The organism is Pseudomonas sp. A214 (assembly GCF_900156295.1).
GTDB lineage: Bacteria > Pseudomonadota > Gammaproteobacteria > Pseudomonadales > Pseudomonadaceae > Aquipseudomonas > Aquipseudomonas rhizophila.
In genome coordinates this window covers 4,398,238-4,420,340 of the sequence record NZ_LT707062.1, presented here as the reverse complement: position 1 = coordinate 4,420,340, position 22,103 = coordinate 4,398,238, and the positions used below count along the sequence as shown (strand labels likewise).

The 22,103-nt window shown below is 61.0% G+C and carries 21 protein-coding genes; 13 read left to right on the top strand and 8 right to left on the bottom strand.

Annotated features, from left to right (window positions below):
- Positions 1–2: 2 nt before the first annotated feature.
- The 4 genes from BW979_RS19690 to BW979_RS19675 all read left to right on the top strand — a co-directional run bounded on the left by BW979_RS19690 (position 3) and on the right by BW979_RS19675 (position 5,138).
- Positions 3–1,556: a sugar ABC transporter ATP-binding protein gene (locus BW979_RS19690; protein ID WP_047230206.1), complete on the top strand. Its 1,554-nt coding sequence runs from the start codon at positions 3–5 to the stop codon at positions 1,554–1,556.
- Between the two features lie 43 nt (positions 1,557–1,599).
- Positions 1,600–2,622 (top strand): ABC transporter permease, encoded by a 1,023-nt coding sequence (locus tag BW979_RS19685; RefSeq protein WP_047230207.1) that lies wholly within the window; start codon positions 1,600–1,602, stop codon positions 2,620–2,622.
- 326 nt (positions 2,623–2,948) lie between these two features.
- Positions 2,949–3,353 (top strand): TraR/DksA family transcriptional regulator, encoded by a 405-nt coding sequence (locus tag BW979_RS19680; RefSeq protein ID WP_003202859.1) that lies wholly within the window; start codon positions 2,949–2,951, stop codon positions 3,351–3,353.
- 162 nt (positions 3,354–3,515) lie between these two features.
- The gene (locus BW979_RS19675) at positions 3,516–5,138 is read left to right on the top strand and encodes a methyl-accepting chemotaxis protein (RefSeq protein ID WP_411157107.1); all 1,623 of its coding nucleotides are present in this window, start codon (positions 3,516–3,518) and stop codon (positions 5,136–5,138) included.
- 88 nt (positions 5,139–5,226) lie between these two features.
- Here BW979_RS19675 and BW979_RS19670 read toward each other — a convergent pair whose 3' ends face one another.
- The 3 genes from BW979_RS19670 to BW979_RS19660 form a co-directional block, all read right to left on the bottom strand.
- Positions 5,227–5,463 carry a DUF2789 family protein gene (locus BW979_RS19670; RefSeq protein WP_047230208.1) on the bottom strand — a complete coding sequence of 79 codons (237 nt, stop codon included), beginning with the start codon at positions 5,461–5,463 and terminating at the stop codon, positions 5,227–5,229.
- 87 nt (positions 5,464–5,550) lie between these two features.
- On the bottom strand, positions 5,551–5,781 hold the full coding sequence (locus tag BW979_RS19665) for a hypothetical protein (RefSeq protein WP_047230209.1): 231 nt from the start codon (positions 5,779–5,781) through the stop codon (positions 5,551–5,553).
- Positions 5,782–5,913: 132 nt separating this feature from the next.
- Positions 5,914–6,150, bottom strand: coding sequence for a hypothetical protein (locus BW979_RS19660; RefSeq protein WP_139050514.1), 237 nt, complete (start codon positions 6,148–6,150; stop codon positions 5,914–5,916).
- A 430-nt stretch (positions 6,151–6,580) separates the two neighbouring features.
- Between BW979_RS19660 and BW979_RS19655 the strand changes: the two genes are divergently transcribed.
- The 3 genes from BW979_RS19655 to BW979_RS19645 all read left to right on the top strand — a co-directional run bounded on the left by BW979_RS19655 (position 6,581) and on the right by BW979_RS19645 (position 8,796).
- The gene (locus tag BW979_RS19655; RefSeq protein WP_047230210.1) at positions 6,581–7,030 is read left to right on the top strand and encodes a hypothetical protein; all 450 of its coding nucleotides are present in this window, start codon (positions 6,581–6,583) and stop codon (positions 7,028–7,030) included.
- Between the two features lie 191 nt (positions 7,031–7,221).
- Positions 7,222–8,232: an ABC transporter substrate-binding protein gene (locus BW979_RS19650; protein WP_047230211.1), complete on the top strand. Its 1,011-nt coding sequence runs from the start codon at positions 7,222–7,224 to the stop codon at positions 8,230–8,232.
- Positions 8,233–8,358: 126 nt separating this feature from the next.
- Complete coding sequence (locus tag BW979_RS19645; protein ID WP_047230212.1) at positions 8,359–8,796, top strand: DUF3995 domain-containing protein; 438 nt, start codon at positions 8,359–8,361, stop codon at positions 8,794–8,796.
- Positions 8,797–8,819: 23 nt separating this feature from the next.
- Here the strand turns inward: BW979_RS19645 and BW979_RS19640 are convergent, their stop codons facing one another.
- The 5 genes from BW979_RS19640 to xylA form a co-directional block, all read right to left on the bottom strand.
- On the bottom strand, positions 8,820–9,140 hold the full coding sequence (locus BW979_RS19640) for an isochorismate lyase (protein WP_047230213.1): 321 nt from the start codon (positions 9,138–9,140) through the stop codon (positions 8,820–8,822).
- A gap of 265 nt (positions 9,141–9,405) precedes the next feature.
- Entirely contained in the window at positions 9,406–10,542 is a 1,137-nt protein-coding gene (locus BW979_RS19635; protein ID WP_047228915.1) for a sugar ABC transporter permease, read from the bottom strand.
- The gene (gene xylG, locus BW979_RS19630; RefSeq protein ID WP_047228916.1) at positions 10,543–12,099 is read right to left on the bottom strand and encodes a D-xylose ABC transporter ATP-binding protein; all 1,557 of its coding nucleotides are present in this window, start codon (positions 12,097–12,099) and stop codon (positions 10,543–10,545) included. It lies immediately after the preceding gene.
- Between the two features lie 214 nt (positions 12,100–12,313).
- Positions 12,314–13,315, bottom strand: coding sequence for a D-xylose ABC transporter substrate-binding protein (xylF, locus tag BW979_RS19625; RefSeq protein ID WP_047228917.1), 1,002 nt, complete (start codon positions 13,313–13,315; stop codon positions 12,314–12,316).
- A 146-nt stretch (positions 13,316–13,461) separates the two neighbouring features.
- Positions 13,462–14,778 carry a xylose isomerase gene (xylA, locus tag BW979_RS19620; protein WP_047228918.1) on the bottom strand — a complete coding sequence of 439 codons (1,317 nt, stop codon included), beginning with the start codon at positions 14,776–14,778 and terminating at the stop codon, positions 13,462–13,464.
- 154 nt (positions 14,779–14,932) lie between these two features.
- On the opposite strand from xylA, the gene BW979_RS19615 reads away from it, so the two are divergent.
- From BW979_RS19615 to BW979_RS19590, 6 genes are all read left to right on the top strand, one after another.
- Positions 14,933–16,117, top strand: a complete 1,185-nt coding sequence (locus BW979_RS19615; protein WP_047228919.1) for a XylR family transcriptional regulator — start codon at positions 14,933–14,935, stop codon at positions 16,115–16,117.
- Positions 16,118–16,354: 237 nt separating this feature from the next.
- The gene (locus BW979_RS19610) at positions 16,355–16,696 is read left to right on the top strand and encodes a lipoprotein (protein ID WP_047228920.1); all 342 of its coding nucleotides are present in this window, start codon (positions 16,355–16,357) and stop codon (positions 16,694–16,696) included.
- 226 nt (positions 16,697–16,922) lie between these two features.
- A complete protein-coding gene (locus BW979_RS19605; RefSeq protein WP_076385256.1) occupies positions 16,923–17,717 on the top strand; it encodes a DeoR/GlpR family DNA-binding transcription regulator in 795 nt (264 codons plus the stop codon).
- Between the two features lie 118 nt (positions 17,718–17,835).
- Positions 17,836–18,762 carry a Gfo/Idh/MocA family protein gene (locus BW979_RS19600; protein WP_047228922.1) on the top strand — a complete coding sequence of 309 codons (927 nt, stop codon included), beginning with the start codon at positions 17,836–17,838 and terminating at the stop codon, positions 18,760–18,762.
- A 254-nt stretch (positions 18,763–19,016) separates the two neighbouring features.
- Positions 19,017–20,738 carry a type I secretion system permease/ATPase gene (locus BW979_RS19595; RefSeq protein WP_076385254.1) on the top strand — a complete coding sequence of 574 codons (1,722 nt, stop codon included), beginning with the start codon at positions 19,017–19,019 and terminating at the stop codon, positions 20,736–20,738.
- Entirely contained in the window at positions 20,731–22,101 is a 1,371-nt protein-coding gene (locus BW979_RS19590) for an HlyD family type I secretion periplasmic adaptor subunit (RefSeq protein WP_047228924.1), read from the top strand. Before BW979_RS19595 ends, BW979_RS19590 begins: the two co-directional genes overlap by 8 nt.
- Positions 22,102–22,103: the final 2 nt, after the last annotated feature.

Sequence of the window (22,103 nt, the reverse complement as noted above, 5' to 3'; positions counted from 1 at the left end):
TCATGTTCGCTTCAGCGACTGCTTCGAGCGCCCCGGCGATGACTTTCCGGCCGGACGTAATGCCTGATGAACCGTATCTGCTGGAAGTCGTCAACGTCAGCAAAGGCTTTCCCGGCGTGGTGGCCCTGTCGGATGTGCAATTGCGGGTGCGCCCCGGTTCCGTGCTGGCTTTGATGGGCGAGAACGGTGCGGGCAAATCCACCCTGATGAAAATCGTGGCCGGCATCTACCAGCCGGACGCCGGTGAACTGCGCCTGCGGGGCAAGCCGGTGAAGTTCGACACACCTCTGGCAGCCCTGCAGGCCGGCATCGCGATGATCCACCAGGAACTGAACCTGATGCCCCACATGAGCATCGCTGAAAACATCTGGATCGGCCGCGAGCAGCTCAACGGCTTGCATATGGTCGATCACGGGGAAATGCACCGCTGCACCGCCAAGTTGCTGGAGCGCCTGCGCATCAACCTCGATCCTGAAGAGCAGGTGGGCAACCTGAGCATTGCCGAGCGGCAGATGGTCGAGATCGCCAAGGCGGTGTCCTACGACTCTGACATTCTGATCATGGATGAGCCGACCTCGGCCATCACCGAGACGGAGGTCGCCCATCTGTTTTCGATCATCGCCGACCTCAAGTCTCAGGGTAAGGGCATCATCTACATCACCCATAAAATGAACGAAGTGTTCGCCATCGCCGATGAAGTGGCGGTGTTTCGTGACGGCGCCTACATCGGCCTGCAACGGGCCGACAGCATGGACGGCGACAGCCTGATATCAATGATGGTCGGGCGCGAACTGAGCCAGTTGTTCCCGGAACGGGACAAGCCCATCGGCGATCTGGTGCTGTCGGTGCGTGATTTGAGCCTGGAGGGCATTTTCAAGAATGTGTCCTTCGACTTGCATGCCGGAGAAATCCTGGGCATTGCCGGGCTGATGGGCTCGGGCCGGACCAACGTGGCCGAGGCGATCTTCGGCGTGACGCCCAGCACGGGCGGCGAGATCCTGCTCGACGGGCAACCGGTGCGCATCAGCGACCCGCACATGGCCATCGAGAAGGGGTTCGCGCTGTTGACCGAGGATCGCAAGCTCAGTGGCCTGTTCCCGTGCCTGTCGGTGCTGGAAAACATGGAAATGGCCGTGTTGCCCCATTACGTCGGCAACGGCTTCATCCAGCAGAAAGCCTTGCGCGCGTTGTGCGAAGACATGTGCAAGAAGTTGCGGGTCAAGACTCCGTCCCTGGAACAGTGCATCGACACCTTGTCCGGCGGCAACCAACAGAAGGCCCTGCTGGCCCGATGGCTGATGACCAACCCACGCATCCTGATCCTCGACGAGCCGACCCGTGGCATCGACGTTGGCGCCAAGGCCGAGATCTACCGGCTCATTTCCTACCTCGCCAGCGAAGGCATGGCGGTGATCATGATTTCTTCGGAGCTGCCGGAAGTACTGGGCATGAGCGACCGGGTGATGGTGATGCATGAAGGTGACCTGATGGGCACGCTGGACCGTAGCGAGGCGACCCAGGAGCGGGTGATGCAGTTGGCTTCTGGCCTGTCCTGATAATTGAGGGCGCAAGCTCGCCACAGAGAAAAAGGTGAATGCTATGAACGCGATACTGGAAAACAAACCCGCGGCCGCACCGGCCAGGACGCGTCGGCGGCTGCCGACGGAACTGAGTATCTTCTTGGTGCTGATCGGCATCGGCCTGGTGTTCGAAGTGTTTGGTTGGATCATGCGCGACCAGAGTTTCCTGATGAACTCCCAGCGCCTGGTGCTGATGATCCTGCAAGTGTCGATCATCGGTCTGCTGGCCATCGGTGTGACCCAGGTGATCATCACCACCGGTATCGACCTGTCGTCCGGCTCGGTGCTGGCGTTGTCGGCCATGATCGCCGCCAGCCTGGCCCAAACCTCGGATTTCACCCGGGCGGTGTTTCCTTCCCTGACTGACTTACCGGTGTGGATACCGGTGGTGGCGGGGTTGGGCGTTGGGCTGTTGGCCGGAGCGATCAACGGCAGCATCATCGCCATCACGGGTATCCCGCCCTTTATTGCCACCCTCGGCATGATGGTCTCGGCCCGCGGTCTGGCGCGTTACTACACCGAAGGCCAGCCGGTGAGCATGTTGTCCGATTCCTATACCGCCATCGGCCATGGCGCCATGCCGGTGATCATTTTCCTGGTGGTGGCGGTGATCTTCCATATTGCCCTGCGCTACACCAAGTACGGTAAGTACACCTACGCCATCGGCGGCAACATGCAGGCGGCACGCACCTCGGGCATTAACGTCAAACGCCATCTGGTGATCGTCTACAGCATCGCCGGGCTGCTAGCGGGGCTGGCCGGGGTGGTGGCCTCGGCGCGGGCCGCCACCGGGCAGGCCGGCATGGGCATGTCCTATGAGCTGGACGCGATTGCTGCGGCCGTGATCGGCGGCACTAGCCTGGCCGGTGGGGTGGGGCGCATCACCGGAACGGTGATCGGCGCGCTGATCCTCGGGGTCATGGCCAGTGGCTTCACGTTCGTCGGCGTGGATGCCTACATTCAGGACATCATCAAGGGCTTGATCATTGTGGTGGCGGTGGTCATCGACCAGTACCGCAATAAGCGCAAACTCAAACGCTGAAGGTCCCTACGCTGCGACAAAGCGCCACGCCTGACCCGCGTGGCGTTGCCATTTGTCTTCTTGATACAGCTATTGAATCGAATTTCTTGTTATAAACGCACTCCGATGACTGCCAAAAGCTTGTCAGAGAACATTTAGAAGGGTTGTCGGACATTTTCCCTATGTTTTCAGTTGCTGAGGCTTCGACTCGGCCTTAGACTGCCGCCCCTCGTAAATTGAGTGCCGGGTGGCGCTTGGAATAGACGGCGCCTTCCCGATGAGCGTGGCAGCGCGCTGCGGGACGCTTCATAATTCGCCTTAATGCACGTTTTTTTATAGAGAAATCAATGACAAAGGAAAAGTTGCTGGCCATGCCGGCGGATGACTACATGAATGCCGAGCAGCTGGCTTTCTTCACCAAGCTGTTGCAGAACATGAAAGTGGAAACCCACGAGCGCATCGAACAGAACCGAATCGCCATTGAGAGCCTGGATACCCCGGCTGACCCGGCGGACGCTGCTTCCGTAGAAGAAGAGCGGACCTGGTTGGTCAACGCCATCGATCGCGACCAGCGCATGCTGCCTCAGCTGGAGCAGGCCCTGGACCGTATCAACGACGACAGCTTCGGCTGGTGTGATGACAGCGGCGAGCCGATCGGCCTCAAGCGCCTGCTGATCAGCCCGACCACCAAGTACTGCATCGAAGCGCAGGAACGTCACGAGCAGATCGACAAGCACCAGCGTCAGGCCTGATCCGCGTTTCAGAAAAGATCGCAGCTTTCTTCGGGAAGCTGCGATCTTTTGCTTTTGTCTGCGCCTGTTCGTCTACTTCCGTTGACCCCCCGCAAGAACGCGACTAATGGACCATGGATAATGGCTCCGTAGTGGCGTTTAATGCAGGCATAACAACGAGAAATGTGGGTGATCAACATGGCGACAGACGGTTCCGTGGCGAATGCGGCGCAGGTGCAGGTGCCTGTAACCAACAGCATGGCGCGCTGGTTGACGCCGACCTTGCAGAGTCTGGCGCTGACATTGCTGCTGTGCGGCATGACGTTGGGCGGCTGGTCGTTGTATCTGGGCCTGCCCCTGGCGATGTTCATCGTCTGGCTGCCGCGCCTGCGCTCGCGCCTGGCCGCCGCGCCTGAGCCGGTAGCCGCGGACAAGTTGGCCGAGCTGACCCGTGATCTGTCCTACACCACCAGCCATAACGCGTTGTCGGCGGCCGGCGTCGCCTATTCGGTCAAGCAACTGGCTGGCAAGGTCCAGTCGCAGCTCGACGCGGCGGCGCAGATCGTCGGTAATGCCGAATCGATGATCACCACTGAACAGGCCACCTCGCAACTCAGCCAGCAGGCCCTGAGTGCCGCCAGTGAGGCCCATCGCAGTAGCGTTGCCGGGCGCAGCGAACTGGTGGAGTCCATCAGCCGGATGCATCAGCTCAGCCAGCGCGCGAACGACAGCCGCGAGTTGATCGAGGCGCTGAGCGTGCGCAGCGATGAAATCCAGCGGGTCAGCCTGGTGATTCAGTCGATCGCCAGCCAGACCAACCTCCTGGCGCTCAACGCGGCCATCGAAGCTGCACGGGCCGGTGAGCACGGTCGCGGCTTCGCGGTGGTGGCGGACGAGGTCCGTGGACTGGCCGGGCGTACGGCCGCGGCCACCGGCGAGGTCGGGGTCATGGTTGCGGATATCCAGCAGCGCACCGCCCAGGTGGTGGAGCAGATCCGGCAACTGGCCAGCGACCTGGACAGTGGCGTGCAGCAGGTCGAGCACACCGGTCAGCACCTGGAAAACATAGCCCGGCTGGCGGCCGGCGTCGAAACCCAGGTCAGCGCCATTGCTCAGGGCACCGACACCAACCGCGAACAACTCGACAGCCTGTTTCACGCCATCGAGCAGATGCGCAGTGACCTGTCCATCAGCGACCAGCAGACCCAGCGCCTGGCCCAAGCGGCAGTGCAAATGGAAGGCCAGGCCGAAACCATCAGCGAACGCCTGGCCGAGGTTGGCCTGGACGATTATCACCAACGGGTCTACGACCTGGCGCGGGAAGGGGCGAGCCAGATCGCGGCCCAGTTCGAGGCGGACATTGACCAGGGCCGTGTCAGCCTGGAGGACCTGTTCGACCGCAGCTACCAGCCCATCCCCAATACCCAGCCCGCCAAGTTCCAGACCCGTTTCGACCGCTACACCGATCAGGTCCTGCCAGCTATCCAGGAACCTTTGCTCGCCCGGCACGAAGGCCTGGTATTCGCCATTGCCTGTACCCAGGAAGGTTATGTACCGACCCACAACAAGGTCTTCAGCCAACCCCTGACCGGTGATCCGCAAGTGGACACGGTGAACAATCGCACTAAACGCAAGTTCTCCGACCGCACCGGGATTCGTTGCGGTAGCCACCAGCAGCCCGTGCTGTTGCAGACCTACACTCGAGACACGGGTGAGCTGATGCATGACCTTTCCGTGCCGATCATGCTCAAGGGGCGTCATTGGGGTGGTTTGCGGCTGGGTTATAAGCCCGAGAAGCCGCGCTAGGCTGGCCAGCGCTGGGGGGCCTGGGCACGGCTGCTGCGCAGCCGAGCGGAAGCAAGCTCCCTTGTCACAGGGGTTAAAGGGTTGAGGGTTATTTACCGTCGTGCAAGCGGACATTCAATTGATCCACCAGCACTGCCTCCTCGCCGTCAGCGAGCAGCCATTCGCGCAGTAGATCCTTCTGTTGCTCCGACCAGAAGTCGGCCTCCACCAGTTTGATCTCCGGCTCCAGCGGATGGGCCATGATGAAGTCATCAATGGCTTTGTCATCCGAAGGCAGGCCGAGTTGATCGAACAAGGTACTCAGTTCGTGCGAGGGCTGTTCCATGGGGTTCTCCTTTGGGCGGGCGCCGTCATGGCGCCTCGGTTGCTTCCCTTTATCTGAGGCAAACGCCCGTCAGGAGTTCGATCGGGTTCAGGCTTTCAACGCGCCTTCATCCACCGCGAGTTTCAGGGCTTTTGCCGCTGCCCGCGCAGCCTCGGCGGCGAGTTCGGGGGTTTTGAACCAGCGATCCTTTTCCACCTGATGATAACGGGTGGTGGTCAAGGGGGGCTTGGCGCGCATCACGATGACAGCCTGGAATTCGCCTTCGACCTCTCTGGCCTCACCCCGGATGAAAAACTCGCCAATATCAAATTCCGTCACGTCGCGCCTTTCCTTCACAAGTCATAGTATGGGTGCGCGATCGTCAATGGGGGACGGTCTTCGCTGGGCAGGCAGTATGGCAGCAGTTGCCTGTCGTGGCTGAGTTAAGTGATGGGCGTGTGGTATCTCAGGTCAAACGCTTCGTTCCAGACGCCTGGCCAGGTAACAGGCCTCGTTATGATCGGTACGGAAACCTCTTACACGGCCAGTCGAGGTTTCTTCAATATGGAAAAAGCACTTGCCGGCCAGAACCACCCGATAACGCGGTTGAAACAAAGAAACCGGCAGGTAATGGACTTGGTCAAACCCGTCAGGCTTGTCAGCGATGCAAGGGGTGAGGGGTTGGGTCAGGGTTGTGAAAGTGGCCATGTGAATTCCTTTTCTATGGTTTACCGACGAATTACCGAGTGTTTTGAGTAGTCTCCACGCCTGCGGCTGCTCTAGAATCGGCAGCACCGTGTGGATGGCTGTGCCTATCTAAAGCAATTTTTTTTGCCCTCGATGTCAGAAAAATGCTTTTCTAAGTGAGAAATTTCCCTAAAGTTAGTAGTCCCACCTTTTCCGATGCTCAGAGTGGCGTTTTCCTTCAGCCTCTGACGACCCCGCGGGAAAGACGGCGAGAGTGGCAATCCTTTAGTCTTCTCTCGCCCCGGGGCAGGGCACGCCGTTCACTTCGAATTTTCAGTTACAGGTCCACTGCGACACACACAGTCGGCACGGGTTCTCGTGGTCCGTCCTTTTCAGAGGGCGGGTCGTTTACAAAGATGGGGATGTTTCCTTGGCAGTAAGTAATCTCGACATGCATGCGTTATTCGTACTTGGTGATCTGCGGGCAAAGCTGGTCAAGCAGTTCCAGTCGCGCTTCGTCTACATCACCGAGCAAACCGCCGAAGGTATTTATGTTGCCGAAATCGATACTGAATCGGCCCTGGTGGTCGATGACAAACCCAGGCTTGAACTCAAAGTCGGTGATCATTTTCGTGCAGCGGTATTGCCCAGCCGTGAAGGTGGCAAGTTTGAAATCCGCTTTCGCGATATCAAGCTGACGGTCTATGGCCTTGGGGATTACGCCTTCGTGGCCACCCCCGGTGGCCACGCGATCCTGTTCAAGGAAGGGCACAGCGTGCTGACTGTTTTCGCCGCCAACGAGCAGTTGCACGAGGGCCTGACCAAGACCCTCAAGGCCGTGACCGCCAAAGCCGCCAAGTGGCGCAAAGGTGAACTCGTCACCTTCAAGGCCAGCGAGTGATGTGCACCACGTCAGCCTGATGGATGTGATAGGCGGGCTGACACAGCGTTCGGGTTTTGCGCCCTGCCAACGGTTTTCGCAAGGTCTGCGTGGAACCTCGGCTACAGTCAGTTGACTGAATTATTCAGAGGCTTGCGTCCGGTTACGCAGGACCGTTGAGCTATCGCTGTGTCTGGTACGAGGTGCAACGCATGAAACGAGTTCGACAGTGGTTGGCTGCCTGGGCCACCTGTGCGGTGTTGGTTTCGTCACTTCCGGCATCGGCCGCGCAGGCGCCGATCCATTTTGCCGACTTGAATTGGGAAAGCGGCAGTCTGATCACCGATATCCTGCGGGTCATCGTCGAAAAGGGTTATGGGCTGCCGACCGACACATTGCCGGGCACCACCATTACCCTGGAAACGGCGCTGGCCAACAACGACATCCAGGTGATCGGGGAAGAATGGGCCGGTCGCAGCCCGGTGTGGGTCAAGGCCGAGGCCGAAGGCAAGGTGATCGCCTTGGGCGATACCGTCAAGGGTGCGACCGAAGGCTGGTGGGTCCCGGAGTATGTGATCAAGGGCGACCCGGCCCGGGGCATCAAGCCTCTGGCGCCGGATTTGCGCAGCGTCGAAGACCTGGCGCGCTACAAGCATGTCTTCAAAGACCCGGAAAGCCCCAGCAAGGGTCGCTTCCTCAACAGCCCCATCGGCTGGACCTCCGAAGTGGTCAACAAGCAGAAGCTCAAGGCCTATGGGTTGTCCGACAGCTATGTGAATTTCCGAAGTGGTTCGGGGGCGGCGCTGGATGCGGAGATCAGCTCGTCGATCCGCCGGGGCAAGCCGATCCTGTTTTACTACTGGTCGCCTACACCGCTGCTGGGACGTTTCAAGTTGGTGCAGTTGCAAGAGCCTGCGTTCGATGCCGAGGCCTGGAAAACCCTGACCGATGCCGACAACCCCAACCCCAAGCCAACCCGCTCCCTGGCCTCGAAGCTGTCGATTGGCGTATCCGCGCCGTTTCAGAAGCAACACCCGGACATTGCCGAGTTCTTCAGTAAAGTCGACCTGCCGATCGAGCCGTTGAACAAGGCCCTGGCCGACATGAGCGAAAAGCACACACCGCCGCGTGAAGCCGCCGAGGCGTTCCTCAAGGCCCATCCACAGGTCTGGCAGGCCTGGGTGCCCAAGGAGGTTGCCGACAAAGTCGCCGCCGGTCTGTAGCGCGCCAGGTTGAACTCTTGATCTTGAGCAATGCGTCATTCGCCGAAAACCGGCAGTCTGCGCCCGTGCGGCGAAATGCCGAATTCGAGCTAGGATGATTGTTCAACCTTTCAAGGAGGCTGGCGAATGACGCTTTTAGTGGCTCGGTCGCTGGTCGCAGTATTTGCGACCATCAGCTTGATTCATTTGTATTGGGCCCTGGGCGGGCGATGGGCGGCCCTGGCGGTCGTGCCTCAGGTTCCGGTGAGGCAAGGAGAGTCGCTGCGTCCGGCGTTCAACCCATCGGGATGGCTGACGCTGCTGGTGGCCCTCGCGTTGCTGCTGATTGCAGTTCTGGTGTGCCTGCGGGTCGGCTTGCTGGCACCGCCCGTCACCCATCGGGCGTTGCAATGGCTGATCAGCGCGATCGCCTTGCTGATGTTCGCCCGCGCCATTGGCGAATCGAACCTGGTGGGTTTCTTCAAGGAGGTCAAGGGCTCGACGTTCGCCAAGCTCGACACCTGGGTCTATTCACCGTTATGTGTCGTGCTTGGCGCCGGCCTGTTGACGGTTGCCTGGGCCTGAGCGCAGGGCGCTTGTCGTGTCGATCAGGTCCCGGATCGAAGAGCCGTCCAGTGTTCCATCTCCTGGGCGATGAAGTGATTCACCAGGTCACTGTACATTTTCTCGATCGCATCCGGGCTAAGGCCCTCGGCCTCGGCCCATTGACGCCGGGTCGCCAGCATGGCCTGGAAGCGCTCCGGCGCACGCACCGCCGTGGCTGAGGTCTTGAACTTCGACGCTGCCAGTACGTACTGAAAGCGTTTGCCCAGCAGTTTGATAACGGCCTGGTCAAGGGCATCGATCTCGCGGCGGATGTCTTCCATATTCGCGCAATCGCAGGGTTGTAGCTGAGTGTGGACTTCCATGCAGTCACTCCTTGTTGAAGTAGGAACGGCCCAATCCGAGCCGATCTTCGATAAGACAGGAAACACCTTGCGCAAGCAAGGCCCCGTCGCCACAGAGGTAAATTCCTACGAGATTTTCGGATCACCTCTTGCCGCACCGCTGTGAGTGCACGGCTTTCTGTGGGAGCAAAGCTTGCTCGCGATGCAGGCACCTCGGCCCCCCGGAAGACCGCGTCATCTTCATCGCGGGCAAGCCTTGCTCCCACCATAGGTGAGCGCCTAACCACTAGCGCCGCCCCGTGCGTGTACTCACATCCACCCACACCGCCAGCACCAGAATGCTGCCCTTGACGATCATCTGCCAGTAACTGTCGACGTCGAGCATGGACATGCCGTTGTCCAGGCTGGTGATCACCAGCGCGCCGAGCAGGGCGCCGTAGACGGTGCCGGAGCCGCCGCGCATGGAGGTGCCGCCGATGAAGCAGGCGGCAATGGCGTCGAGTTCACCCATGCTGCCGGCCGAGGGGGAGCCCGCGGCCAGGCGTGCGGTGTTGACCACGCCGGCGAGGGCGCACATCACGCCCATGATGCCGAAGATCCACAGCTTCACCGCCTGCACGTTGATGCCGGACAGGCGCGTGGCTTCCATGTTGCTGCCCACCGAGTAGACCCGTCGCCCAAACACGGTCTGGCTGGTGACGTAGCTGAACACGCCGAGCAGCATCAGCAGAAGCAGCACGGGAACCGGAATCCCGTCGTAGCTGTTGAGGGTATAGACGAACCCGGCCAGCACTGCGCCGATCAGCACCACGCGCAAGACGTCACGCACCAGAGAGTGGGCCGCCAGGCCATGCAGGGCGCGATTGCGCCGCTGTTTCCAGGTCAGGAACAGGGTCAAGGCAAACAGCAGCACGCCCAGGCCCGTGCCGACGGAGTGCGGCAAATAACCCTGGCCGATGTAGACCAGCTCCGGTGACACCGGGGCGATGGTGGTGCCGTCGGTAATCCCCAGCAGAATGCCGCGAAAGGCGAGCATGCCGCCCAGGCCGACAATGAACGACGGGATGCGCAGGTAGGCGGTCATGTAGCCGTTACCCAGGCCGATCACCAGGCCGCACAAGGCGACCAGGCTCAGGTTCGCCAGCAGCGGGATGTGATAGATCACGTCGAGAATCGCCGCCAGGCCACCGAGCAATCCAAGCAGTGAACCCACCGACAGATCGATCTCACCGCTGATGATCACCAGCACCATGCCGCAGGCCAGAATCCCGGTGATGGACATCTGCCGCAGCAGGTTGGAGAGGTTGCGCGGGGTCAGGAACCCGCCCTCGGTCTGCCAACTGAAAAACAGCCAGATCACCGCCACGGCGATCACCAGCGCGAGCATTTTGTAGCGGCTGAAGAGTTGCTTGACCTGATTCATCTACGCGGACTTCCGATCATTATTGTTATGGTCTTCGGGGTGGCTGAGGGCGGCGGCGAGCACCTGTTCCTGTGTGAGTTCGTGGTTGATGAAGTCACCGCGCAATTGGCCTTCGCCGATCACCAGCACGCGGTCGGACACCCCCAGCACTTCGGCCAGTTCCGAGGACACCATGATGATCGACACGCCTTCGGCGGCCAGCGCGCCCATCAGCTTGTAGATCTCGTACTTGGCGCCGACATCCACGCCCCGGGTCGGCTCATCGAGAATCAGCACGCGCGGTTGGGTCAGCAGCATTTTGGCCAGCACGGCTTTTTGCTGGTTGCCGCCGGAGAGGCTGGTGATTGGCAGGAACGGGCTCGCGGTCTTAAGGTGCATGCGCGAGATTTCCCGGTCGATGCTGCCCAACTCCGCTTCGGTGTCGATACGGGTCATTTTCGAGTAGTTGTCCAGCACCGCCAGGGTGATGTTCTGGCCCACCCCCAGGTCGGGAATGATGCCTTGGCGCTTGCGGTCTTCAGGCACCATGCACAGGCCTGCGCGGATTGACTTGAGGGGCGTGCGCGTGTCGATCGGTTGGCCGTCGAGCCAGACTTCGCCTTCATGGCGGCCGGGGTAGGCGCCGAACAGTGCCGACACCAGTTCCGTGCGGCCGGCGCCGACCAGCCCGGCGATGCCGAGTATTTCCCCGCGCTTGAGGACGAACGAAATGTCGTCGACCCGTTTGCGTTTGGGGTTGTCGACGTCGTAGCAGGTGATATGGCGCGCCTCGAAAATCACCTCGCCGATGTCATGGGGTTCGGTGGGGTAGAGGTTGCTCATTTCTCGTCCGACCATCTGGGTGATGATCTTCGGGATGTCCATGTCGGTCATGGCGGTGGTGGCGATGTGTTTGCCGTCGCGGATCACCGAAATGGTGTCGCACACGGCGGCCACTTCATCGAGCTTGTGGGAGATGTACACGCAGGCGACGCCCTTGGCCTTGAGGTCGCGGATGATGTCCAGCAGCACCTCGATTTCCGAGCGGGTCAGGGCCGAGGAGGGTTCATCGAGAATCAGCAGGCGCGCCTGTTTGTTCAGCGCCTTGGCGATTTCCACCAACTGCTGGTAACCCCCGCCGTATTGTGAAACCGGCAGCGAGACGTTCATGTCCGGCACCTTGAGTTCACGCATCAGGGCTTCGGCACGGTGGATCATTGCCGGGTAGTTCATGCGTCCGCCGGGCAGCGTCAGCTCATGGCCCATGAAGATGTTTTCGGCCACCGACAGGTCGGGGACCAGGGTCAGTTCCTGATGAATGATGACGATCCCGGCGGCTTCGGTTTCGCTGATGGACTGCGCCTTGAGCGGCTGTCCGTCCCAGACAATTTCACCGTCCCAGGTGCCGTACGGGTAGACCGCCGACAGGACTTTCATCAGCGTGGATTTACCGGCGCCGTTCTCACCGCACAGGCCGACGCATTCACCTGGCCTGACCTTGATGTCGATGCCATTGAGGGCTTTGACACCGCCGAAGCTTTTGACGATGCCGTTCATTTGCAGCAGGTAGTCGGACATGGCGAGGGCTCATATGAAAAGGGCTCACACATAGGCAGAGGTGGTGACAGCCCTGGGGCCAGGCATCTCAGATGCAGCTAGCCAAGCAAAGCCCCTGTGGGAGCGAGCCTGCTCGCGATGGCGGCAGCACATACAACATCGATGCAAGCTGAACCACCGCTATCGCGAGCAGGTTCGCTCCCACAGGTCTCATTCACCCAGGGTTGTCCCGGGATCACTGTCCAGCGATCTGCGCCTTGGTATAGAAGCCATCTTTTTCCAGCAGGTCGATGTTGTCCTTGGTCAACGGGGTCGGGGTGAGCAGGATGGTGTCGACTTTCTTGCTGCCATTGTCGTATTGCGAGGTGTAGGTGGGTTTCTCGTTACGCGCCAATTGCACCGAGAGCTTGGCCGCTTCGGTGGCGATCAGTTTCAGCGGCTTGTAGACGGTCATGGTCTGGGTGCCATCGATCACCCGCTTGACCGCCGCCAGGTCGGCGTCCTGGCCCGAGATCGGCACCTTGCCGGCCATTTTCTGCGCGGCCAGTGCCTGGATGGCACCGCCTGCGGTGGCGTCGTTGGAGGCGACGATGCCATCGATCTTGTTGTCGTTACGGGTCAGGGCGTTTTCAACGATGCTCAAGGCTTCGGTGGGGTTCCATTCCTTGACCCACTGTTGCCCGACAATCTTGATATCGCCCTTGTCGATGGCCGGTTGCAGCACTTTCATCTGGCCTTCGCGCAGGACCTTGGCGTTGTTGTCCGTGGGCGCGCCGCCGAGCAAGAAGTAGTTGCCCTTGGGCGCGGCTTTCAACACGCCGCTGGCCTGCATCTCGCCGACTTTTTCGTTATCGAAGGAAATGTAGGCGTCGATGTCGGCATTGAGGATCAGTCGGTCATAGGACACCACCTTGATCCCGGCCTTCTTGGCTTCGGCCACGGCATTGGTCAACACGGTGGCGTTGAACGGCACGATGACGATCACATCGACGCCACGGGAGATGAGGTTTTCGATCTGGGAAATCTGTTTCTGCTCGTTGGCATCGGCCGACTGGACGAAGACTTTGGCGTCCATTTTTTCCGCCGCCGCGACGAAGTAGTCACGGTCCCGCGACCAGCGTTCCAGGCGCAGATCATCGATGGAGAAACCGATTTTCGGGTTGGTGGCGTCGGCCATGACCGGAAGCGAGAGCAGGGCGAGGGCGCCGGCGAGCAGCGTGAGTTTCAGTTTTTTCATGGTGGTGCGTCCTTTTATTGTTGTTCGAAAGACACTGCCTGACGATGAACGTGATGCGGGTAGAACTGTAGAGACTCCCGGCGTGCCGCGAGCAGAGATTTGTCGCGAGAATGTAACAACCTCTGCGCAGCGAACGGGGCCTGGTGTCAGGGGTAGATGAACCGGTTGACCACGTTTTCGAGCATTTCTTGCCGACCACTCACAGCCTGCGGATTGAGCTCGTTGTCGAAGGCGTGTTCGGCCAGTGAAGCGAGGCTGAACTCACCCGCCAGCACCGCCTGACCGAACGGTTGCTGCCAGCCGGCGTAGCGTTGGTCCTTGAACTGCTGGAGGCGGTCGTTCTGCACCATCGCCGCTGCACGTTCCAGGGCCAGGGCGAGGACGTCCATGGCCGCGACGTGGCCGTGGAACAGGTCAATCTCGTCCAGGCTCTGACGACGGACCTTGGAGTCGAAGTTGAAGCCGCCATTGCTGAACCCGCCGGCCTTGAGGATTTCATAGGTGGCCAGGGTCATCTCTTCGACGCTGTTGGGGAACTGGTCAGTGTCCCAGCCGTTCTGCGGATCGCCACGGTTGGCGTCGATGCTGCCGAAGATCCCCAGGGAGACGGCTGTGGCGATCTCATGATGGAAACTGTGCCCGGCCAGGGTCGCGTGGTTGGCCTCGATGTTGACCTTGATCTCCTTTTCCAGGCCGAACTGTTGCAGGAAGCCGAACACCGTGGCGCTGTCGTAATCGTATTGGTGCTTGGTCGGTTCCTGCGGCTTGGGTTCGATCAGCAGATCGCCCTTGAAACCGATCTTGTGCTTGTGCTCGACCACCATGCCCATGAAGCGGCCCAGTTGTTCGCGCTCACGTTTCAGATCGGTATTGAGCAGGGTCTCGTAACCTTCACGACCGCCCCACAACACGTAGTTGGCCCCCTTGAGACGCAGGGTGGCGTTCATCGCGCTGAACACTTGGGCGGCGGCGCAGGCGAACACTTGCGGGTCCGGGTTGCTGGCGGCGCCTGCGGCAAAGCGCGGGTTGCTGAAGCAGTTGGCGGTGCCCCACAGCAGCTTGATCCCGGTTTGTTCCTGGTGACGCTCCAGGTGGTCGACCATCTGCGCGAAGTGGTTGCGATACTCCTTCAGCGAGTGGCCTTCCGGGGCGACATCGGTGTCATGAAAGCAGTAGTAGTCGATGCCCAGTTTGGAGAAGAACTCGAAGGCCGCTTCGGCCTTGCCGATGGCCAGTTCCATCGGGTCGCCGGCATGCTGCCACGGGCGTTGGAAGGTGCCGGCGCCGAACACATCGGATCCCGGCCAGACAAAGGTATGCCAGTAGCATACCGCCATGCGCAGGTGCTCGCGCATGGGCTTGCCGAGCACGAGTTTGTCGGCGTCGTAGTGGCGAAAAGCAAGAGGCGAGTCGCTGGCGGGGCCTTCGTAGCGAACCTTGTCGATGGCGGGAAAGTACGACATGGGCGATTTCCTTATTGTTCTTGGCGGTGTATCGATACTAACGCCGGCCCGGTGGCCGCTGATTATGAAAATCACCAAGGCACAGTGCGATTTTGAGTATTGAGATCCGACGGTCACGCGCCTAGTCTGTGGTCATCGGCCCAGGGTAAAAACCATGAAAACCGTCCCGCCCGTTCACCGCATTGCGTTGTTGTTCAACGGCAGCAAGATCTACGACCGAGGCATCATCAGCGGCATCGGCAACTACCTGAGCAGCACCCGCGCGTCCTGGGACCTGTTCCTTGAGGAAGATTTTCTCTGTCGGTTGAAAGGCATCGAACGCTGGCAGGGCGACGGGATCATTGCCGACTTCGATGACCCGCTGATCGGCGAAGCGCTGACCGGGATCGGATTGCCGGTGGTGGCGGTGGGCGGCTCTTACCAGGATGAGCGCGCTTATCCGAAGGGCATTCCCTATGTCGCCACCGACAATGAGGCCTTGATGAAGCTGGCGTACGAGCACCTGATCGAGGCCGGGTTGACGCGCTTTGCCTGCTTCAGCCTGCCGCAAGCACAAGCCAATCGCTGGGCCCAGGAACGGGAAAACGCCTTTCGCCGGCTGCTGCAACGCGATGGTCTGCACGCCGAGGTCTATCGCGGCATGGGCACCAGCGCGCCGCTCTGGGACAGCGCCGTCGAACAACAGATCGCCTGGCTGCAAAGCCTGCCCAAACCCATCGGTATCATCGCCGTCAGTGACGCCCGTGCCCGGCAACTGCTGCAGGCCTGCCTGACCGCCGGAATCGCCGTGCCGGAGCAGGTGGCACTGATCGGCATCGACAACGACCCCCTGACCCGCACCCTGACGCGGGTGCCGCTGAGTTCGGTGATCCAGGGCACCGAAACCATGGGTCGGACCGCCGCGCGCCTGCTCCATCAGATGCTTCACGGCATGCCGTCCACGGGTACGCAGGTGCTGATACCCCCGGATGCGATCAACGTCCAGGCCTCGAGTCTGCACCAACCGTTAGGCAACCCTTACGTCATGCAAGCGCTGCTGTTCATTCGCCAATATGCCTGCCAGGGCATCAAGACCGCTCAGGTGGCGGCCTATGTGGGCGTGTCGCGCTCCTCCCTGGAAGCGCACTTTCGCAAGGCGCGGGGCTGCAGCGTGCACGACGAGATCCTGCGCTTCAAACTGGCAGCGGCCGCCCAGGGCTTGGAAAACACCGACTCGGCGATTGCCGACATCGCCCAGAACTGCGGCTTCAAATCGGCGCAGTACCTGCACACGGTGTTTCGTCGAGAGTTTGGCTGTACGCCCCGCGAATATCAGCAGGGGGGCGGCACAGGCCACTGAACCGGTCTTCACCGCCCGCAACTATTGCTGGAAGCAATAGTGATCATTACGAAACACAAGTTCTGTTTTGTCGGCAATGCCTGGAAAATCCCCCCATCGAACAGGTAACTCAAGCAGTTGGGGCGATGAGGTTTCACTCATCTGACCGCCACACACCCGATGCACCTGGCAGTGGCGGCAACCCGTAACGCAGTTCCGTTGCCTGATGAACCAACCTTTATTTTCAGGACCAGACCAATGCGCCTTTTATTTGCGTCTTCCATGGCGTTTGCCTCCTTGTTGCTCGCCGGTTGTGCCAGCGCGCCGAACGACCCGACCCTGACCTTGCAGACCAGCAAGACGCCGGCCCAGTACGCCGACTGTGTCGTGCCGAAATTGCAGGACCACGCGATGAGCCCGACCGTCTCCCAGTCCCAACGCAGCTACCGGATCGTGGTGCCAAGCAAGGTGTCGGCGGACAACGTGCTGGAAGCCTACAAGGCCGGGAACGGTGGCAAGGTATTCATCTACGAGCGGCGTCTGTTGGCTTCCAGCTTCCTGCCTTCGAGTTTTGAACGTGCCGCACAGGACTGCATCTGAGGCCGGCCCGTACAGGTTTTTCACCGTGCTCCTTTGGTTGGCCGCAACCAACCATTTTTTTACCCCGCACCGCATTCGGTGGCGGGGTTTTTTTTGCCTGTGGGGAAGAGGGGGCAGATTCACTTGGGTCCGCTGCCCCGGCGTTGAGGTTTGACGAGAGGCTCTGCAATCGGCATATTTGCTCGTTAGTGATAATTAGTGCTCGTTTATGAAGGTTATAGATGCCATGACTTCAACTCACGAAGTGTTCCCCGGTGAACGCCAGCAACGGATCAGCGAGCGTCTGGCCCTGTATGGTCGGGTGATTGCGGCCGATCTGGCCAGCGAATTCAATGTCTCCGAACACTCGATACGGCGCGATCTTGGCGTATTGGCGGCGGCGGGGTTATGCAAGCGCGTCTATGGCGGCGCGATCCTGTTGCCGGCCGTGGAACGGCCGATGGCCGTTCGAGTACGGCAGAACGTCGAGCGCAAGGACAGTCTCGGCCTGGCGGCGGCCTCGTTGCTGAGGGCGGGCCAGCATGTGTTCATCGATGCCGGCTCGACCAACCTGGCGATTGCCGGCGCCATCGATCCACGCCTTAAGTTGACGCTGAGCACCAATTCGCCGTTGATTGCCGTGCAACTGATGAAGCTGCCCTGCGCCGAGGTGATCCTGTTGGGCGGACGCGTGAACACGGCGTCGGGCGGAGTGATCGGGCTGGCGGCTGTGCAGCAACTGCGGCAGTTCAATGTTGACCTGTGTTTTCTCGGCGCTTGCGCCATCGACCCGGACAATGGCATCACAGCGTTCGGCCTGGATGACGCGGAGTTCAAGCGCGCGGTCGTCGCGGCGAGCGGTCAGGTGGTGGTGGCCGTGACCAATGAAAAACTCTCCAGCATTGCCCACTATCAGGTGGCGTCGTGTGAAGAAGTCACCGCCCTGGTGGTGGAGCACGACGCGCCGGGTGAACGCCTGGAGCCGTTCTTGGGCAGGATTGCCAACGTCATGAGCGCGCCCTGCGAACCTCGGCAGGCGTGAAGCGTGTGCTGTAGCGCCCACGACAATCAAGCGCATGTGTGGCGAGCCATTGTCGGCCACGCGATTTACCGCTAGTTTGCTGGCCCATCAAAAGTACAAAAATAATCAGGAGTCATCGATGCAACCGATTCGTCTCGGTCTGGTGGGCTACGGAAAGATTGCCCAGGATCAACACGTTCCCGCTATCCTCGCCAACCCTGCGTTCCAGTTGGTGTCTGTCGCCACCCAAGGGCAGCCCTGCGCCGGTGTGGAGAATTTCCGGTCCCTGGGCGAGCTGCTTGAAAACGGCCCGCAGGTCGATGCGATTGCGTTTTGCACACCGCCGCAAGGGCGATTCGCATTGGTGCAACAAGCGTTGGCCGCGGGCAAACACGTGCTGGTAGAAAAGCCGCCCTGCGCCACGCTGGGTGAAGCGATGGCGTTGGTGGATCAGGTACGCGAGCAAGGTGTCAGTGGTCTGTTCGCCTGGCATTCACGCTACGCGCCCGGCATCGAGGCGGCCCGTGACTGGCTCGCCAGCCGCACCCTGCAAAGCGTCAAGATCGACTGGAAGGAAGACGTACGCAAGTGGCACCCCGGCCAGGCCTGGATCTGGCAACCTGGAGGCCTGGGTGTATTCGATCCCGGCATCAACGCGTTTTCAATCGTGACCCATCTGCTGGCGCTGCCGCTGTTCGTTGAGTCCGCCGAACTGCGCGTGCCGAGTAACTGCCAATCGCCGATTGCCGCCAGCATCAAGATGTCCGACGCGCAACACCTGGATGTCCGTGCGGAGTTCGATTTCGACCACGGTCACGACGAACTCTGGAGCATCGAGATTCGCTGCACCGAAGGCCTCCTGCGCCTGGACAACGGTGGGGCAGTGCTGAGCATCGACGGCGTTCGCCAGACCGTTTCCCAGGAAGGTGAATACGCGGCGGTGTATCGGCATTTCCAGCAGTTGATTGCTGACCAGGCCAGCGACCTGGACCTGCAGCCGTTACGTCTGGTGGCGGACAGCTTTTTTCTTGGCAGTCGGACCTTGGTCGAGCCGTTTTACGACTAGCCCCTAGGGGGCGGTTCAAGATCACACGCCGTCTGTCTTGAATGCCCCATCTTGCCCGTATTGAGGTGAAAACACCGGCCCCACGCTGGCACTAACCCGTGGTTACGTTGTCAGTACTTGGCGTCTGTAGCGGCGAGGATCGACCCAGATAGCTGCACGTCAGCGACATGACGCACTTTTTTTTGACGCCTTCGGGCAAATAACTCGCGATGGATTGCGCCGGGACCGACTATTCCTTTGCGGGTTGATTCTCTATGCGCTTTCTACTCGATCCGCGTCATGACATTGATGCTGCCTTATTAAGTTACCGCCGGGTGTTCTGGTCGCTGGCGCTGTTCAGCGGCGTGATCAATCTGTTGGTGCTGGTGCCATCGCTGTACATGATGCAGGTGTACGACCGGGTCCTGACCAGCCGCAACGAAACCACCCTGTTCATGCTGACCTTGATCGCCCTGGCGCTGTTTCTGTTCAGCGCCCTGATCGAGTGGGTTCGCGGCGAGGTGATGATTCGCATGAGTGCGGGGCTGGACGACGCCCTGGGTGAGCGAATTTTCGACGCCGCCTTCGCCCGCAGCCTGCGCGAGCACAACGCCAACCCGGCCCAGGTGCTCACTGATTTGGCGACGTTGCGCCAGTTGATCACCGGCCAGGGTCTGATCGCTTTGCTGGACGCGCCGTGGTTGCCGATCTTCCTGCTGGTGGCGTTTATTTTTCACCCTTGGTTCGGGGTGTTGACCCTGGTGCTCGCCCTGGTGCTGATCGGCCTGGCGTTGTGGGGTGAGCTGGCGACTCGCGCCCGGTTGGGTGAAGCCAATCGCCTGGGGGTGCAGTCGTCTGTCTATGTCAACAGCACGCTCCACAATGCCGAGGTCATTCAGGCGCTGGGCATGCTCGGGCCGTTGCGCCAGCGCTGGAGCCTGCTGCAACAACGCATCATTGCCGCGCAGGCCCACGCCAGTGACCGTGGTGCCCGTATCACTTCTGCAACCCGTTTCGTGCGCATATCGGGACAGTCGCTGGCCCTGGGCCTGGGGGCGTTGCTGGTGCTCGAGGGGCAGATGTCGGCAGGCATGATGATCGCCATGTCGCTGCTGCTGGGCCGCGCCCTGGCACCGGTGGAAATTGCCATCGGCTCCTGGAAACAATTCAACGCCGGACGCCAGAGCTATCAGCGTCTGAGCCAGCTGCTTACCCAGCACCCCCGCGAGCGCCTGCGCATGCCCTTGCCGCCGCCCACCGGCGCGGTGCGCCTGGAGCAACTGTATGTCGGCCCGCCCGGCGCCTCGCAACCGATTGTGCGCGGGATCAATTTCAGCCTGGCCAAGGGCGAAGTGCTTGCCGTAGTCGGTCCCAGCGCCAGTGGCAAGTCGACGCTGGCCAGGGCGCTGGTCGGGGTATGGCCGGCCATCGGCGGTTCGGTGCGCCTGGATGACGCCGAGATCAGCCAGTGGTCCCATGATGCCCTGGGCCCGTACCTGGGTTACTTGCCCCAGGACATCGAGCTGTTCGATGGCAGCGTTGCCGACAACATCGCCCGCTTCGGCGAGCAGGATGCCGACAAAATCATTGCCGCCGCTCGTCACGCCGGCATTCACGAGATGATCCTCAGATTCCCCAAAGGTTATGACACGCCACTGGGCCCCGGTGGGCTGGGTTTGTCTGGCGGGCAGAAGCAACGCCTGGGCCTGGCCCGGGCACTTTACGGGCGCCCGTCGCTGATTGTGCTCGACGAGCCCAACTCCAACCTCGACGAAGCAGGTGAGCTGGCGCTGGTACAAGCGATCAATGCGCTCAAGGCCGCCGGCAGTACCGTGGTGCTGATCACCCATCGACCCAATGTGCTGGCGGTGGTCGATCACATCCTGGTACTCAAGGACGGCGCCCAACAAGCCTTCGGCCCACGGGACCGGGTGCTCAAGGCATTGATGCCGGGGCCCAGGCCCGCTGCGGTGAGGGAGGCCGGCGAAGATGCGTGATCTGACCCCGGCTGCATCGGCGCACAGCGAGCAGCAACTGAGCGTGCTCGACGCCAATACCCTGCCCAGCGCCAGTACCGATGCCAGCGGTGCTGCGCGGTATGGTGTGGGCTTTCTGGTCCTGACGCTGGGCGGCTTTTTGCTCTGGGCCTTCCTGGCACCCCTCGATCAGGGTGTCGTGGGCAGTGGCACCGTGGTGGTGGCGGGCGAGCGCAAGGCGGTGCAGTCGTTGGTCGGCGGGGTAGTGGACCAGCTGCTGGTCAGCGATGGTGATCGAGTCAGCCAGGGGCAGTTGCTGGTGCAGCTCAATACCGTGCAGGCGCAGTCGCAACTGGACGTGACCCTGGGCAAGTTGCTCAACGATCGCAGCATTGAAGCGCGGTTGATTGCCGAGCGTCTGGGCAGCGCCGAGATTCAGTGGCCGGCTGAACTGCTGGCGCGCGCCGACGAGCCGCGGGTCAAGGCCGCCATGGCCTTGCAAAACCAGTTGTTTCTGACCCGCCGCGCGGAGCTGGGTAGCCGTTTGCAGATCATCGAACACGAGGTCGCGGCGCTGCAGCAGCAATTGCAGGGCTATGAAGGCGTCAAGCGTAACTACGACGCGCAGATGCGCTTTCAGCAACAGGAGCTCGAAGGCCTGCGCGAGCTGGCCCGTGAGGGTTATGTTCCGCGCAACAAACTCTTCGAGGCCGAGCGCAACGCCGCCCAACTGGCCGGCCAGATTGCCTCCGGCGTGGGCGATGTCGGGCGGACCCGCCAGGCCATCAACGAAAGCAGGCTCAAGGCGTTGCAAGTGCAGCAGGAGTTTCGTCGCGATGCTGAAACCCAGCTCAGCGAGGTCTCCGCCGAGGCGGCCGGTTATGCCGATCAGATGCGTGCCTTGCAATTTGAAGTCGACAACGGCGCTATCCGTGCGCCAGTGGCCGGGCAGGTCATGGACGTGAGCCTGCATACCGTTGGCGGCGTGGCCCAGGCCGGACAAACCCTGATGCAGGTGGTACCGCTGGATGCGCCAATGGCGATTACCGCGCGTTTCGAGCCGTTGATGGCCAACAAGTTGCGCCCGGGGTTGCCGGTGCATGTGCATTTCACCGCGCTGCAACGGGTGGATACGCCGACGGTAACCGGCACCGTAAGTACGGTGTCGGCCGACCAGTTGATCGATGAGCAGACGCACTTGCCGTACTTCTCCGCCAAGGTCGAGATTCCCGCCGACACGGTCGCCTCGTTGCAGGCCGCCGGGTTGTGGGTGCGTCCGGGCATGCTGGCCGATGTGACGGTGGTCACGGGGGAGCGCACCTTCATGAATTACCTGATGAAACCGTTGCGCGAACGCTTGCTGGCAGCCTTCAAAGAGGAATGAGC

Bases quoted from the DNA above. Each gene is read 5' to 3' on its own strand.
- BW979_RS19690 (WP_047230206.1), top strand. From the start codon at position 3: ATGTTCGCTTCAGCGACTGCTTCGAGCGCCCCGGCGATGACTTTCCGG.
- BW979_RS19685 (WP_047230207.1), top strand. From the start codon at position 1,600: ATGAACGCGATACTGGAAAACAAACCCGCGGCCGCACCGGCCAGGACG.
- BW979_RS19680 (WP_003202859.1), top strand. From the start codon at position 2,949: ATGACAAAGGAAAAGTTGCTGGCCATGCCGGCGGATGACTACATGAAT.
- BW979_RS19675 (WP_411157107.1), top strand. From the start codon at position 3,516: ATGTGGGTGATCAACATGGCGACAGACGGTTCCGTGGCGAATGCGGCG.
- BW979_RS19670 (WP_047230208.1), bottom strand. From the start codon at position 5,463: ATGGAACAGCCCTCGCACGAACTGAGTACCTTGTTCGATCAACTCGGC.
- BW979_RS19660 (WP_139050514.1), bottom strand. From the start codon at position 6,150: ATGGCCACTTTCACAACCCTGACCCAACCCCTCACCCCTTGCATCGCT.
- BW979_RS19655 (WP_047230210.1), top strand. From the start codon at position 6,581: ATGCATGCGTTATTCGTACTTGGTGATCTGCGGGCAAAGCTGGTCAAG.
- BW979_RS19650 (WP_047230211.1), top strand. From the start codon at position 7,222: ATGAAACGAGTTCGACAGTGGTTGGCTGCCTGGGCCACCTGTGCGGTG.
- BW979_RS19645 (WP_047230212.1), top strand. From the start codon at position 8,359: ATGACGCTTTTAGTGGCTCGGTCGCTGGTCGCAGTATTTGCGACCATC.
- BW979_RS19640 (WP_047230213.1), bottom strand. From the start codon at position 9,140: ATGGAAGTCCACACTCAGCTACAACCCTGCGATTGCGCGAATATGGAA.
- BW979_RS19635 (WP_047228915.1), bottom strand. From the start codon at position 10,542: ATGAATCAGGTCAAGCAACTCTTCAGCCGCTACAAAATGCTCGCGCTG.
- xylG (WP_047228916.1), bottom strand. From the start codon at position 12,099: ATGTCCGACTACCTGCTGCAAATGAACGGCATCGTCAAAAGCTTCGGC.
- xylF (WP_047228917.1), bottom strand. From the start codon at position 13,315: ATGAAAAAACTGAAACTCACGCTGCTCGCCGGCGCCCTCGCCCTGCTC.
- xylA (WP_047228918.1), bottom strand. From the start codon at position 14,778: ATGTCGTACTTTCCCGCCATCGACAAGGTTCGCTACGAAGGCCCCGCC.
- BW979_RS19615 (WP_047228919.1), top strand. From the start codon at position 14,933: ATGAAAACCGTCCCGCCCGTTCACCGCATTGCGTTGTTGTTCAACGGC.
- BW979_RS19610 (WP_047228920.1), top strand. From the start codon at position 16,355: ATGCGCCTTTTATTTGCGTCTTCCATGGCGTTTGCCTCCTTGTTGCTC.
- BW979_RS19605 (WP_076385256.1), top strand. From the start codon at position 16,923: ATGACTTCAACTCACGAAGTGTTCCCCGGTGAACGCCAGCAACGGATC.
- BW979_RS19600 (WP_047228922.1), top strand. From the start codon at position 17,836: ATGCAACCGATTCGTCTCGGTCTGGTGGGCTACGGAAAGATTGCCCAG.
- BW979_RS19595 (WP_076385254.1), top strand. From the start codon at position 19,017: ATGCGCTTTCTACTCGATCCGCGTCATGACATTGATGCTGCCTTATTA.
- BW979_RS19590 (WP_047228924.1), top strand. From the start codon at position 20,731: ATGCGTGATCTGACCCCGGCTGCATCGGCGCACAGCGAGCAGCAACTG.